Source organism: Arcobacter rhizosphaerae, from assembly GCF_049472155.1.
In the GTDB taxonomy this organism is placed as follows: Bacteria; Campylobacterota; Campylobacteria; order Campylobacterales; family Arcobacteraceae; genus Arcobacter_B.
Window position 1 is genome coordinate 90,844 of the sequence record NZ_JBMOVW010000001.1, and the last position, 15,144, is coordinate 105,987.

Sequence of the window (15,144 nt, forward strand, 5' to 3'; positions counted from 1 at the left end):
TTAAGGTCAAAAACTGCTTTAATAATATTTTTTATATATGTTATTGTTTTTGTTATATGTATTTACTAATATTATTTAATTTTTTTAATTATAAAAATCAAAGATAAATTTTTTTAGAATAAAAATGTTATCAAGTTAAAAAAAATCTTACAAACTAAAGAAAAATTGGGTATTATTATATTGTAAAACAATTATTAATAAACCAAGATAAAGATTTTATAATGAAATATATATTATTATTTTTTATGTTAGTGACAGTGTCTCTTGCTAATATTGCTAAAATTTCGACTGTTGTAGGTGATGCAAAAGTACAAAGAGGAAGTAGTAGTATTCCCATAAATGTGGGCTTAAAAATACTAGAAAAAGATATTGTTTATACTAAAGATAACTCAAAAGTCCAGTTGATATTTAAAGATAACACTATTATTACTTTGGGTAAGAACTCTTCATTAAATATAAGTGAATATTTATATGATCCTAAAACTCCGAAAAACTCAAAAGCAAATTTTAACTTTTTTAAAGGTGCTTTTAAAACAATAACTGGAAAAATTGGAAAAATAAATAGAGAAAAATTTAAACTTAGAACAAAAAATGCAACAATAGGTATTCGTGGTACAATTGTATTAGGTAACCAACAATTTGTTGCTTGTACACAAGGTGCCATAACAGTAGAATCATTTGGGCAAGAAGTTGATGTAGAAGCAAATGAAATAACAATTATAGAAAAAAACAAACCTCCTACTAAACCTAAAACTATCACAAAAGAAATACGAACAACTTTAGAAAATCAAGTATCTTTAAATGAAAATAATGTTTCAAATATTTCATCTGATACATCATCTAATATAGGAGAAATTCCTTCAAATGATAATGAAAATAATATAAATAATGATGTTGAAAATACAAATGATGAAGTTACTGATGAAGTTATTGAAGATAATGAAGCAGACAATAAAAAAGTATTTCTTGATACAATAAATGAAATTGAAGTTGCTTCTAACACTGTAGAGAATATAAAAAATACTTTAGAAGAACAAGAAAATCAAACAAAAAAAGATCTTGAAGATATACCAACTTCAAGTGAAGTTTTATCTTATAGTGAAACTTCTGAGAATATATTAACACAAACAAATACTAAAGTAGAGGCAATATTTAGTATTATTAAAAAAGATTTAGGCTTAGATGATTCATCTATTATAGACAACAATAATAATACACCTGAAAATATTAAAAGTTTAGCTACAAGTGAATTATCAAAAATTCAAGCTTACACAAATGATTTATCTATTAAAAGAGAAAAATTAAAAAAAGTTAAAGATGAAGTTCTAAAAGCAGAAAATCATTTAGAACGAAGTAAAAACAAAATTGATACTGTTAACTTATCTATTAAAAATGCAAAACAAAAAAAGTTAAATCCTTCATATATAAATAAGTTAGAAAGTAGACTTAAAAAAGCTGAAAATGATTATAAAAAAATACAAAGTTTATATACTTCAATAAAGAGTGAATATGAAGATAAACAAAAAGCAATAGATAGTTTAGATAAAAGTTTGTCTAATGCACAACAAGCTTATAATCAAGCATCTTTTTTAGTAAATATAGATAGTCTTAAAACTCTTTTATCTACTACTTCTACTGCAAACACGAATTCAAAAAATGCAAAGAATTTAGTACTTCAAAATACTAATTTAGCTAATGAATTTATTTTGAATCTAACAAAAGAAAATGAAACAACTACTTTAAAAACAAATAGTCAAAATGCAAAAGCTACAACAAAAACATCAATCAATAAAGTTATAAATACTCTTCAAACTTCAACATCAAGTAGTGATATTGATAATACATTATTAAATGAAGTATCACAATTAGTCTCAAACTCTAGCTTAAATACTACACTTTTAAGTAATGCAGAAACTTTGAAGAATACTGTAGATACAACTGAAAATAAAAATAAGCTAGACAATGCTAAGTTAAAACTTGATGTTGCTAATAATAATTTAACTATAGCTAAAACAAATTATGATTTATCAACTGTTGAATTACAGAAAGTAAATAGTTTAATAACTTCAGCAAAACACAATGACTCAAATGCACTAATAACTTCACAAATAGAAAATAGTTTTAAGCAAAAAGTTCAAGACAATTATAATCAAGCAAGACAAGCTTATGAAACAGCTTTAGAAAAGTATAATAATGCAAATAGTATTTATACTGATAGAAAAAATGCTTATGATAATGTACAGTTATCTATAAATGACGCACAAGAGGCTGTAAATGATGCAAAGATATTAAAAAAACTATCAGATATATTAAACCTAGTTGATACATCAAATAAGGCTACTTCAAGTGCTCTTTCTTTTAAAAGTGTAGTTGATGGTTTTAATCAAGAAGCAAAAGAAAAAATACAAACTCTTCCTCAATCAAGTGAAGTTGACATTATTGTAGGTAATTCCACTAGATCTTTAAATAACAATAATACAACACAAGAGAGCTTATCCCAAGCTATAAATAGTGCAGTTCAAAATTCATCAATTAATACTAATACTTTGGAGAATTTACAAAATGAAATTTCATCACGAAAAACATCTTCAAATACTATTTTAGTAAATGCAAACACTTTTAAATTAAAAGTTACAGAGGGTATTTATAAAAATAAATTAGATGAAATATCAAATAAGGTTGCAAGTGCTTTAATAGCAAAAAATAATGCTAATAATAAGTATTTAGAATCAAAAACAGCATACGAAAATATGTTAATAAATATTAATACTCTTGATAGTAGTACTTTAAATAGTTCTTTATCTACTTCTTTGATAAATAAATTAAAAAATAAAAAAGATGAAGCAAAAATAGCTTATGATAATGCTTTAATCGCTTATAATGAAATAAAAAATTTATTTGATAATAAGAATAATGAACTAAATACAAAAGCAACAAAGAGTGTAGATGATGCACAAAAAGCAGTTGATACTTTAACGATTTTAGATAATTTAGAAGATGTATTGGAGTCTTTAGAAGATTCAAAAAAAGCAAAAACAGATGTGAATACTCAAAAAAACATAGTTCTTACTGCAAAAACAAATACATCTACAGCTGTTTCAAATGCACAAACATCTTCAACTTCATTAGTAAATCATAAAGAAAGTGCTGTAAATGCAAAAACACAAGCAGTTGAAGCTTCAAATATTTCAAAAACATCTTTTAATACTGCAAAAGATCAAGACACAACAGATGTTCAAGTTGCATATTCTGCTAAAATAGTACAAGATCAAGCTTTATTAGTAAAAGAAAAATCTGATTTAGCAAAAGAAAAATCAGACTTAGCAAATACAGCATATACAAATTTAATATCTAAAGTGACACAAGCACAAACTCAATTATCAACAGCTTTAAATGCAAAAAATCAAACAGTAGAAAAGTTGGAAACTTTAAAAAATGAGTTAGATGAACTAAAAGTACTTGAAACAAAAGTATCTACTGCTTCAACTACAGCAAAAGCAAGTGTTCAAAGTGCTGTTCAAAAAGCACAACAATTATATGATTTAGCACTTCAAGAAAAAGAAGATGCTATTTTAGCTTACAATGAAGCAAAGGCTCTTCTGGATAATTTATCTGTAGATACATTTAAAAATCAAGCCTTAGCAAATAAAAATGAAGCAAATTCTGCTTATAATTTAGCAAAACAAGAATCAGATACAGCACAAGCAAATGCCACTGAATCAATTCAGTTAGCACAAACTGCAAGTTTAAATGTAAAAAATAAAATCATTGCATCTTCTAATAAAAGTGAATTTTTATCAAATGATACTCCTGATTCAATTAATTTACAAGATAAAGTTTTCGAATTATCTAGTGTAAAAACAAATGAAAAACTTTTAACAAATCCAGTTTCTCCATACAAAGGGCATAGTCAACTAGGAGTATTTAAAGAATCTTCTTCAAGTACTGATCCTTTATATTTAGTTCAAGCAGATAATTTACTGGAATATTTTGTTTCATATAGTTCAAGTTCAAATACTTCAAAAACTTTGTTTACTTACGGAGTTGATAATTCAGATAATTTTAACACTTCTAAAACATATATTTATAAAAGTTTCAAAACATTAATTGAAAATAATGATGGAACAAGGGTTTTAAATAATGATGAAACTATAGCTTATTATAATCCTAAAACAGGTTCTTTTACTCAATTTAAAAAAGACATATATTCACAAGGTGCAACAACATTTGTAGCAAGAAAAAAAGATCTACAAAGTAATAGTTTTGATGTGGTATTTTTAGAAAATAAATTTAATTATAATGGTTCTAATAATGAAAAATTAACTAGTATCGATACTTTTACTTCTTCTTCAGCTTCAAATATATTTTATGGTTCAATAGAGCAAGGTTTAACTCAAAAGTTTGATATAAAAAAAGGAACTGCAGATAGTTATACAAAACTAAATACATCTTTTTTAAGTAAACAAGAAACGGCAAAAGATATCAATAGTTCAAAAACACTTATTGGAGATACTGTTTTTATAGCTAATTTTAATATAGGAAGCACAGCTAAAACAGGAGATATTGAAATTAAACTCAACAAAATACAAAGTTATATAAATATTCATTCTACAATATCTTATAATAGTGATATTCAAGAAGATGACTCTACGTTAAATTTATTTTCATTATTAAATGTAACTAATCAAAATGTTTATTTACAAACTGCATTATTTGGAGGTAATGTTAGTGAAGATGGTAAAGCTTATTATATAAATGATGATATTTTTGGAGCACGTGTTCTTGAAGCTGATACTAATCAAAATGGAATTTTTATAGCTGTACCTGATGGTGGTTATAATAGTGTTGGTGAGTTTGTAATGTATGATGAAGAAGATAATCCCTTTATGTCAGATGATGGTAGTTCTTGGGGATATTGGGCAAGTAAAGAATATATATATCTTGATAATAATACTGCTTCAACAAGCCCATTATCTACTTGGGTAGCAGGTGAGGTTACTAATACTTCGTATATGGATCAAATTATGAGTGATACATCTGCTACTCAGAACCTTGAGTTTAATGGTAAAGTTTTAGGAACTATTGATTTTACAAATCCAATTTTAATGGATAATACAAATAAAGTAAAAATTAATTTTGAAGTTGGTGGTGGAGTCAAAAATATGACAGGTAATATGCAGTTTAAATCAGCTACTTCAAATTTATATAATATTGATTTAGCAGTAGATAGTGCAAATATTACAAATTCAGGTTTCAGTGGAGGTTTTAAACCAGCTGGAAACCCAACAGCTACAAAGAGTGGTTCTTTAAGTGGTAGATATTATGGAGGAAATAATTTGAAAAGTATTGGGGGTAAATTTGAATATGATAAAGCCAGAGGTGTATTTAAGGCTACAAAAAAATGATTAATAAATTAATATGTTCAAGTTTTACAGCAACAGTTTTTTTATCAATGCCTCTAGTTGCTCAATATAAACAAGAAAAGATTGGTATAAATAATGTATATAAAGCACAATATTCAAAAGCATTGAAGGCTTTTAAAAATAAAAATTATGATAAATCTTTTAAAGAGTTTAATTTATTGTTTCAAAATAATTTAGATAATATTTTAATAAATTACTATCTTGGTAGAAGTGCTTATGAATTAGGAAAATATGAGTTTGCTATAAGTGCTTATGATAGGATATTAATTCAAGAGCCAAATAATTCTAAAGTAAGACTAGAACTTGCACAAAGCTATCTTCAAATGGCTTTATGGGGACAAGCCTTAGAAGAGTTTAAAAAAGCTTCAAAGGGTAATCTTCCTGCTGTTATTAGTAAAAAAGTAGAAAAAACAATAGCTATACTTCAAAATAAACAAAAAAGAAGTCAAGTTTCTGCTTATTTTATTAGTTCAATTATTTATGATTCAAATGTAAATAATACTTCTTTAAATGATATTTTTAATATTTATAGTCCAAATTTAGGTTCAAATATTAGAGTAAGTACTAATGCACAAGAAGAATCAACTACTATATTTCATAATGTATTTAATTTAAATCATAAATATAAAATAGAAGATGACACAATATTAGATACAAATATTTCTTTTGTAAATAGAAAATATAAGAACTTTAAAGATAAAGATTTGCATGTCATATCATTAAATACAAAACCAGTATTTTTTAGCAAAAACTATAAAACTTCTTTTGCTTTTAATATTGACAAAGTATTTTTAGGACATAAACCATATCAGTTAAATTATTATTTAACTCCTTCTTACACTCAAAGTATTTCTAATAATGTTTTATTTAGTACTTCCTTAAGAGTAGGGCGAACAAACTATCATAGTGAAAAATATAAAGATGCTAAGGTTTATGATTTTAATACTATTTTTAAGTATTTAAATGAAGATTATGGACTTTTTACATTTGGAATTAATTCAGGTAGAGAAAATGAAGTAAGTGAAGATAGAACTGATATTTCAAATTCATATTCGAGGATTTATTTATCAAATTCGTATGAATTTCTTGATGATTATGTTTTGACTTCATCAGCAAGTTTTAAGATGACAAACTATAGAGATTATGATCTAAATTTTCAAAATAAAAGGGAAGATAAAGAAAGAGATTTCTCTTTATCTTTAGAGAAACGAATAAATAATAGTTTTACTGTAAATGCAGGTAGTTCTTATGAAAAAAGAGAATCAAATCAAGAACCATCTGAATATAATAAATATACATTAAATCTTGGAGCTTTTATCTCTTTTTAGCCTTTTGTTGAATGTTCATAAATTCCTATAAAGTTTGATGGAGGGTTTTGTATAAAATCCTCACATCTTTGAATATATATTTGGTATATTTTTTTATTGGATTTTTCTGGATTATTTTCAAGTTTTATGAATATTTCAAGTGCTTCTTTAAATTTTGAGTTTTGATATAGTTTTATTGCTTTATGATGTAGTTCTAATTCTTCTTTTAATTCTTTAGAAGCTTCACCTTTACCTTGTACTTGCCAAATTTCTGCTGGTTTTTCTTTTCCTTTTACTTTTACTAAATCTAAGAATCTTAAGATATATTGGCCTTTTAGTTTTTCTTTTGTATGATTTGAGATATTTATTTTAGAACCATAATATTTACATAGTGATTCAAGTCTTGCTCCTAGGTTAATAGCATCACCAATTACTGTGTAATCACTTCTACCAATACTTCCCATTTCTCCTACTACTGCTGTACCACTATTTAATCCTATACCTATATCAACTAAAGGTTTATTATCATTTTGTAGCTTTTTATTTAAAGCTTTTAAGCTTTCAATTTGTTCTATTGATGCTAATACTGCTTTATCTGCATGATTGTCTACATCAGCTGGAGCATTCCAGTAAGCCATAATAGCATCACCTATGTACTTATCAATAGTTCCTTGATATTTGATGATAATATTACTCATTGGATCCATGTATTCATTTAAATAGCTAATAAGTTTATTTGCATCTTTCATTTTTTCAGAAATTTTTGTAAAATTTCTTATATCACTAAAAAATACAGTCACTTCTTTTTCCATAGCTTGAAACTCATTACTATGAACATCTTTTAAAAGACTATTCATTACTTCTTGTGATACCTTAGAAGCAAATTTTTTCTTGATAGCTTCTTCTTGTTTTATTTCATAAAAATAATCAAAAAGAGTAGCTAAAATAGTTCCTAAAATGATTGTGGCAATTGGGAAAAATATATTTAATACAATTCCATAGGTAAATAATATTTTATATAAAGCATATAAAGATAATACTAAAAAACTTATGCTAATTACAGGATTCATCCAAAAAGGTGTATATTTTATAAGTAATACAATTAAAATAGATAAGAAGAATATTATGAAAATATTAGCTCCATCTACCCAAGAAGCTTTATATATAAAATCACCTTGAATTATATTATCAATTACATTTGCATGTACTTCAACTCCTGGAAAAACAGACTCAAAAGGTGTAGCTCTTAGATCAAGAAGTCCTGCTGCTGATGTACCAATTAAAACAATTTTTTCAGCTACTTCCTCTTTCTTAAAACTATTATTATATATGTCATTTGCAGAAATATAATTGAAAGTTTTCTCTTTCCCTCTAAAGTTTACTAAAACTCTACCATATCTATCTGTTGGTATTTCAATGTTTGCTAAACTAATAGTAGATACTCCTTCTTCATCATAGTTTATATAAACTTTGTCTGTATCAAGTAATATTCTTAAAAGTTCTAAACCTAAAGAAGGATATATTATATCATCATAACTTATTACTAAAGGTACACTTCTAATAATCCCTGATTCATCTGGAATATTATTAAAAAAACCACTAGAGTATGAGTTATCTTGAAGTAAAGGAATATTAAGTACAGTTCCTACACCTTTTATTAAAGATTCTTTTCCTAATTGTTTATTTTTTTCAATATAAATTGCTGGTATTTTAGGTGCTGCATTATTTAGAAATTCTCTTTTTTTTAGTTCAAAAAGATAACCTAGTATTGTAGGAGTTGAAGCTATTGTTTGTGCGAAATCTAAATCATAATTTGGAATATTGTCTTTTTTTATATTTAATTGTTTTAATACTTTATGTGGTGAACTATTGTCTTCTTCTGCAAAAACAACGTCAAAACCAATTATTGTAACACCTGCATCTGTTAAGTTTTTTAATATTTTTGATATTTTATTTCTTGGCCAAGGCCATTGACCTAGTTCTTGAAGTGAATGCTCATCAATATCAACAATTACTACATTATTAGAAGTGGGTATTTCTCCTCTAATTGTAAAAAAATAATCTCTAAGTCTATTATCAAGTGAATCGGGTAGTTTAGGGAAAAAGATATATATAAATGATAAGGTAATTGATAGAATTAACGCTACATTTATATATATAAAAAGTTTTTTTAGATTAAATTTTTTCATTTTAATATAACAATTGACTTTTATCTATTTGAGCGGGTTTTAAATTTTCATTTACATATTTTTTTAGTATATCATGCTCATGAAAGAACCTAAGTAGTCTTCCATCTATTTCATTATCTTTTACCATAAATGATAGTATTTTAAATACCTCTGATAGTTTTTTCCCACTTTTATATGGTCTATCACTTGAAGTTAAAGCTTCAAAAATATCTGCTAATATCATAATTCTATCTTCAAGGCTCAGATCTTCTTCTTTTAAACCTCTTGGATAACCTTTACCATTTAGCTTTTCGTGATGATTTGCAGCTATGTTTAGAACATCCTTATATTTTTTAGGAAAAGGTAATTGCATAAGCATCTCAAGTGAGAGTTTAGCATGGTTGTTCATTATGTCTTTTTCTTCTTTTGTTAAAGTACCTTTTCTAATAGAGAGGTTATATTTTTCATCTTCATTTAGTATTGTTTGAGTTACTCCATCTTTTAGATAAGTATATTGTGATATTTTTTCAATTCTTTCAATTTTACTATCATCCATAAACTCACCACCAATATTTGCTTCTTCTAAAAATTTATAATCTTCATCATATTGAGCAATTTGTTTTTCATACTCTTCTTGTGATATTTCACCTTTTAACTGTGCAATTTGACTATCTCTTTTTAATATTTCAAACTTCTCTTTTACTTGTTTGATTCTATCTGTGATTGCATAAAGTTTTGTTGATTTATCAATAATAGATTCAGGCATTGAAATTTTTCCAATATCATGCATCCATGCTGCAATTTTAATTTGTTGAAAATCATTTTGAGTATATTTAACATCTTTATAAATAGTATCATCGTCATTTATTGCTTGGGCTAAAAGAAGTGATATTTTTTCTACATTTGCTATATGATTCATTGTGTGATGAGATTTAGCATCAATTGCATGTCCAATGGTTGTAATAAAACTATTTAAAAATTCTTCTAAACTATTAATTAACCAACTATTTGTTAATGCCATAGCAGCTTGTGATGCTAAAGCTTTTATGATTTTTTCATCATTATCTGTAAAGTTTGTAATTAAATCTATAATTTTTGTTTTGTTAATAAGTTGTAATACCCCAATAACATCTTTTTCATGATTTTCTAATGGAATAACAAGCATGGATTTTGATCTATAACCTGTACTTTTATCAAAGTTTTTTGTTCCTTGAAAATCATATTTTGTTTCATCATAAACATCAGGAATATTAATAATCTTTTTTTCTAAGGCACAAGTTGTTGCTACCATATTAGTATTTTTTGAACCATCTTCTAAATAAAGAGGAATTGAATTCCATTGAATTTCATCTTTTGTTCCTCCCATATATATATTAAGAGGGTCATTTTGAATAACTTTAAAATCCAAATGTTTTTTGTCTTTTGAAAGTATATATAGTGTTCCAGCTTCACAATGAGTAAGCTCTCTTGTAAGAGTTAAAATCATTTCAAAAAGCTTGTCTTTATCAATCTCACTAGATAATTCTAAGTTTATTTCCATTATTCTTTCAAATTTATTTTGACTTATTAAATCACTTTCTGTTTGACCTTTATCTACATGAATTACATCTCCTTCATGTAGAATTTTTCCACCATTTTTTAAAATTCCATAATCTTCAATTTCTTTTTTTATTTCATTAAAATATAGAGGTTTTAAATGATATAAGAAAATTTGAATATCTTTTCTTTTAAATTCACTTAAAATTTTTGATACAAGTTTTGGAGTTAAGTGTTGACTATCAAAAGCTAATTTATTCATATAACTTGGAAAAGAACACTCAATAATTAAAGATTTAATTTTAGGGTTATTATCAATTCTTCTTTTTAACTCATCATTTTCATAAGTGTCTCCACTTATAATATATCCTGTATCATTATCTTTTATAATTTCATATCCAAAAGCACCTGGAATATGCTTTGCATCAAAAGCAGTGATTTTATAGTTTCTAAGGCAAACCGTTTCATTTGCATATATTTCAATAAACTCAAGGGCTTTTTTGTCGCTATTTAGTAAGTTGATTTTAGAAAAGTCAGGCCATATTGAGTCATTGAAAGTATGTTTTTTTAAAGAGTTTATAGTCTCTTTTGAAGCATAAATATATAAAGTTTCTTTTCTGCTCTCAAAAAAACTTTCAATAATAAATGGTAAGTCTAAAATGTGATCAGAATGAGAGTGTGTTAAAAAAATATGATTTATTTTTGTTGTATCCTCTCCTAAAATACTTATTACATTTCCTGCATCTATTAAAATATCAGTAAAAATTTGGAAAGATGTAGTTCCTGTATCTTTTGTTTTACTTCCACTAGCACCGAGAATATTTACAAAGTTCAAAGGGGTCCTTTTCTATATAGTTATTATAATTATATCTTTTTTTTATAATAATAATATTGAAATAATTTTAGAATTTGAAGAATTTGTATTAGTGAGTTGGAAGTTTTTGTTTGATCCAATCGTAAGTAAATCCATATTTTACGTTGTATATGTTTGTAAAGCCTTGGTAAGCAAGCAGATTTGAAGCTAGTTTTGTTCTTGAACCACTTCTACAAATAAGAATAATTCTTTTATTTAAATTTTTTTTTGCATAACTATAAATTTCATTTGAAAAATTTTTATTAAATACTCTTTGTTTATTTTTTTCATAAAAAATAGGAATGTTATATGAGTCTTTTGCTCTTAATTGTTCAAACTCTTTTTTTGTCCTTACATCAATTAGTAAAGCACCTTTTTGTTGTAGCTCATAAGCTTGTTTTGCACTAATATCAGCTTTATACAGTTTTGCAATTTGAAAGTTTATTTCATTTGAAAATAAAGAACTTGTGCATAATACTAATACAATACTAAGCACAAGTTTCATTTTATTTTTTATCCATTGTGAAATCATCATAAGGATCCATGTGAATATTTATAAGCCAATCTCTTTTTTCATCTAGTTTTTTGATTTTTCTTTCTATATCATCACTTGCTCTATGGGCATCCATAAGTGTAATAATGCAATCAAATACAAGATGAACTTCCACAAAAGTTTGATGACCAGCTTCTCTTGTTTTTAGTAAGTGATAAGTATTTACTCTATCATTATTTCTAATAATCTTCTCAATTCCTAAAACTATTTCATCATCAACAGCTCTGTCAAGTAAAACTAAAATACCATCATGTATAAGTTCATAAGCAGAGTAGATAATAAATAAAGCAATTGCACCACCTACAATAACATCAATAATTTCATAGCCAGTAAAATTTACTAATAGTAATGAAATTAAAACAGCAGCATTTGAGTATACATCAGTTTTATAGTGTAGGGCATCTGCTTTTATAACCATAGAGTTTGTTTTCTTAGCAATTTTATTTAAATATAAAACTAAAAAAATTGTAATAATCGTTGATAAAATCATTACTATAATAGATATATCCATATATTGAGATACAGTTCCCTCAGTAGCTTTTTTTCCTGCTTGATAAAGTAAGAAAAGACCTGAAATAGTAATAATAGTACCTTCAATAACAGAAGCTAAAGCTTCAACTTTTCCTCTTCCATAGTTAAAAGTTTTATCAGCTGGTTTTTCAGAATTTGAAATGGCAAAATAATTAAAAATTGATACGAACATATCAAGTATAGAGTCAACAGCAGAAGCTAAAACAGCTACAGATCCACTTGCAATACCAATCACAAGTTTCATAAGTGTAAGAAGTGCAGCAACAGAAGTTGAAACAACTGTTGCTCTTTTTTGTAAAGTCATAGGTTTATTTGTTTTCTACAAAATCTTTAATTCTTTTGATCCCTTCTTGGATACTTGCTAAATCTGTAGCAAAAGAGAATCTAAAGTATCCTTCTGTACCAAAAGCAAGTCCTGGAACAACAGCAACACCTTTGTCTTCTAAAAGTTGTTCACAAAACTTCATAGAGTTATCTGTAATTTCTTTGATATTTACAAATAAATAAAATGCACCTTGTGGTTCAATACAAGAAATTCCTTCAATATTATTAAAAGATTCTACTGCAATGTTTTTTCTTTCCTCAAAGGCTTTTCTCATCATTTCAATATCATCATCTGCTTGTCCTTCAAGGGCAGTAATTGCAGCATATTGAGTGATTGAGTTTACATTTGATGTAACTTGACCTTGAAGTTTAATCATAGCTCTTACAAGTTCAGTTTTTGGAGTTGCTATATATCCAAATCTCCAACCAGTCATAGCAACTGATTTACTTAAACCATTAATTGTTACTGTTCTTTCATACATATCATCACTAACACTTGCAGCAGCTGTAAACTCTTCACCATTGTACATAATTTTTTCATACATTTCATCAGAGAATACTAAAATATCAGTACCTTTTAAAACTTCACCAATAGCTAATAATTCTTCTTTTGTATAAACTGCACCAGTTGGATTTGATGGTGAGTTTAATAATAATACTTTTGTTTTATCTGTAATAGCTGCTTTTACTTGCTGTGCTGTTACTTTAAATGAAGTTGTATCATCAGTTTCAATAAATACAGGAATTCCATCAGAGTATTTTACTTGCTCAGGATAAGTTACCCAATAAGGAGCAGGAATAATTACTTCATCTCCTTCTTCTATTAGAAGTTGGAAAAGGTTAAATAATGAGTGTTTAGCTCCATTACTAACAACAATGTGTTCTAATGAATACTCTAAACCATGGTCTCTTTTAAGTTTATTAATAATTGCTTGTTTGGTTTCGATAATTCCTTCTACGGCAGTGTATTTAGTGTGACCATCTTCAATGGCTTTAATAGCTGATTGTTTAATAACATCAGGAGTATTGAAGTCAGGTTCACCTGCACTAAAACTTAATATATCTTTACCTTGAGCTTTAAGCTCTCTTCCTAAGGCTGTAATTGCCATAGTAACCGATGGAGACAAGTTCTCCATTCTCTTTGCAATTTTCATAAATCTTCTTCCTCACATATAATTTACATTATATTTTTATGATATAATTCGCAGATTATACAAAAATAATACTTAAGGTATAGTGTGAACTTTCAAATAAATATTGATTCTTTAATCCTAAATGTTGAGCTTTTAAATAAAAAAAGAATGAAACATTGTTATTTAAGAGTAACAGCTAAAAATACTATACAAATCAAGGCAAACAGCTATTTTACAAAATTTGATGCACTAAATTTAATAGAAAAAAAGAAAAACTGGATATTAGAAGGCTTAAAAAAACTAGAAAAAAATAGTTTAAAAGAAGATGAATTTTTATATTTTGGAAAAATACAAAAAAAAGAATTATATAATATTTCTAATTTAGATGAGTTTTATAGAAAGTTAGCAAAAGAATATATTCCTTATTTAGTAGATAAACACTCAAAAAAAATGAAACTTTATCCTACTTTATTAAAATATAGAAAAAATAAAAATACTTGGGGTTCTTGTAATTATAAAAATGAATTGAATTTTAATATTTATTTATGTAAGTTTCCCCTTGAAGTTATGGAGTATGTTGTAATCCATGAACTTGCACATATAAAACATAAAAATCACTCAAAGAATTTTTGGGATTTAGTTTCTAAATATTGTCCTGATTATAAACAAAGAGAAAAATTACTTAAGAGTTTTTTATAATTTGACGTATTTCTTCTAGTTTTTCATGTAGCTTTTCATCTTTTATGCTATTTTGAAAAATTCCATGGGCTCTTTCATTATAAAATGGTTTTGGTTCATTTTCATCATTATTGTCTTTTTTAAAAGGTGTTGAAAAATCATCAAAACTTTTTTTATCAAAATTCTTACTAAATGAGTATAGTTTATCATATCTAAAAACAGCTACTTCTTTTATATCTTTAAAGTCAGGAACCATTTTTGCATAATCCATAATCATCTTTTTTTGATAGTTAAGTTCACTTTGTGCAACAGGATGAAGTACAGCAATTGAGAGCTTATCATTTCTATAAAAAGCAAATAGTATATAATTTAATATTTTTTTTATAAGTATCTTTTCTAAAAAACTATGAAGTTTATATCTTTTTCTAACCTCTGAAAACTCTTTTTTATTTGCTAGATTAGTTAAAACATTATTTGTTGTTTTATAACTTCTATAATTTGGTATATTTTTATTTACTTTTTTATCTTCAAAAGTAAAAAAATTCTTTTTTAGCTCTTGTTTAAATGTTAAAAGTTCTTCTTTTTGCATATAAATATATCCCTTTAGTAAGGTTTTTATTAGTATTTCTTTAGTAGCA

Annotated in this window: 9 protein-coding genes; 3 read left to right on the forward strand and 6 right to left on the reverse strand. The window is 25.9% G+C overall.

The window, feature by feature from the left end; translation table 11 throughout:
- The first annotated feature begins 221 nt into the window (after positions 1–221).
- Both ACH5BH_RS00450 and ACH5BH_RS00455 read left to right on the forward strand, forming a co-directional pair.
- Positions 222–5,405: a FecR domain-containing protein gene (locus ACH5BH_RS00450; protein WP_423297087.1), complete on the forward strand. Its 5,184-nt coding sequence runs from the start codon at positions 222–224 to the stop codon at positions 5,403–5,405.
- Complete coding sequence (locus ACH5BH_RS00455) at positions 5,402–6,751, forward strand: surface lipoprotein assembly modifier (RefSeq protein WP_423297088.1); 1,350 nt, start codon at positions 5,402–5,404, stop codon at positions 6,749–6,751. Before ACH5BH_RS00450 ends, ACH5BH_RS00455 begins: the two co-directional genes overlap by 4 nt.
- On the opposite strand, the gene ACH5BH_RS00460 is transcribed toward ACH5BH_RS00455, so the two are convergent.
- From ACH5BH_RS00460 to ACH5BH_RS00480, 5 genes are all read right to left on the reverse strand, one after another.
- Complete coding sequence (locus ACH5BH_RS00460) at positions 6,748–8,919, reverse strand: CHASE2 domain-containing protein (RefSeq protein ID WP_423297089.1); 2,172 nt, start codon at positions 8,917–8,919, stop codon at positions 6,748–6,750. The two genes, ACH5BH_RS00455 and ACH5BH_RS00460, sit on opposite strands and share 4 nt — an antisense overlap.
- A 1-nt stretch (position 8,920) precedes the next feature.
- Positions 8,921–11,269, reverse strand: a complete 2,349-nt coding sequence (locus ACH5BH_RS00465) for an HD domain-containing phosphohydrolase (RefSeq protein ID WP_404304472.1) — start codon at positions 11,267–11,269, stop codon at positions 8,921–8,923.
- Between the two features lie 88 nt (positions 11,270–11,357).
- Positions 11,358–11,822 (reverse strand): rhodanese-like domain-containing protein, encoded by a 465-nt coding sequence (locus ACH5BH_RS00470; RefSeq protein ID WP_423297090.1) that lies wholly within the window; start codon positions 11,820–11,822, stop codon positions 11,358–11,360.
- Positions 11,794–12,675, reverse strand: a complete 882-nt coding sequence (locus tag ACH5BH_RS00475) for a cation diffusion facilitator family transporter (protein WP_423297091.1) — start codon at positions 12,673–12,675, stop codon at positions 11,794–11,796. Before ACH5BH_RS00475 ends, ACH5BH_RS00470 begins: the two co-directional genes overlap by 29 nt.
- A 4-nt stretch (positions 12,676–12,679) precedes the next feature.
- Complete coding sequence (locus tag ACH5BH_RS00480) at positions 12,680–13,849, reverse strand: pyridoxal phosphate-dependent aminotransferase (protein ID WP_423297092.1); 1,170 nt, start codon at positions 13,847–13,849, stop codon at positions 12,680–12,682.
- An 84-nt stretch (positions 13,850–13,933) separates the two neighbouring features.
- Here ACH5BH_RS00480 and ACH5BH_RS00485 point away from each other — a divergent pair, with 84 nt between their 5' ends.
- Positions 13,934–14,527, forward strand: a complete 594-nt coding sequence (locus ACH5BH_RS00485) for a M48 family metallopeptidase (protein WP_423297093.1) — start codon at positions 13,934–13,936, stop codon at positions 14,525–14,527.
- On the opposite strand, the gene ACH5BH_RS00490 is transcribed toward ACH5BH_RS00485, so the two are convergent.
- A complete protein-coding gene (locus tag ACH5BH_RS00490) occupies positions 14,511–15,095 on the reverse strand; it encodes a hypothetical protein (protein ID WP_404304463.1) in 585 nt (194 codons plus the stop codon). The two genes, ACH5BH_RS00485 and ACH5BH_RS00490, sit on opposite strands and share 17 nt — an antisense overlap.
- Positions 15,096–15,144: the final 49 nt, after the last annotated feature.

Coding starts and splice junctions, on each gene's coding strand:
- ACH5BH_RS00455 (WP_423297088.1), top strand. CDS start 5,402: ATGATTAATAAATTAATATGTTCAAGTTTTACAGCAACAGTTTTTTTA.
- ACH5BH_RS00460 (WP_423297089.1), bottom strand. CDS start 8,919: ATGAAAAAATTTAATCTAAAAAAACTTTTTATATATATAAATGTAGCG.
- ACH5BH_RS00475 (WP_423297091.1), bottom strand. CDS start 12,675: ATGACTTTACAAAAAAGAGCAACAGTTGTTTCAACTTCTGTTGCTGCA.
- ACH5BH_RS00490 (WP_404304463.1), bottom strand. CDS start 15,095: ATGCAAAAAGAAGAACTTTTAACATTTAAACAAGAGCTAAAAAAGAAT.
- ACH5BH_RS00450 (WP_423297087.1), top strand. CDS start 222: ATGAAATATATATTATTATTTTTTATGTTAGTGACAGTGTCTCTTGCT.
- ACH5BH_RS00480 (WP_423297092.1), bottom strand. CDS start 13,849: ATGAAAATTGCAAAGAGAATGGAGAACTTGTCTCCATCGGTTACTATG.
- ACH5BH_RS00470 (WP_423297090.1), bottom strand. CDS start 11,822: ATGATGATTTCACAATGGATAAAAAATAAAATGAAACTTGTGCTTAGT.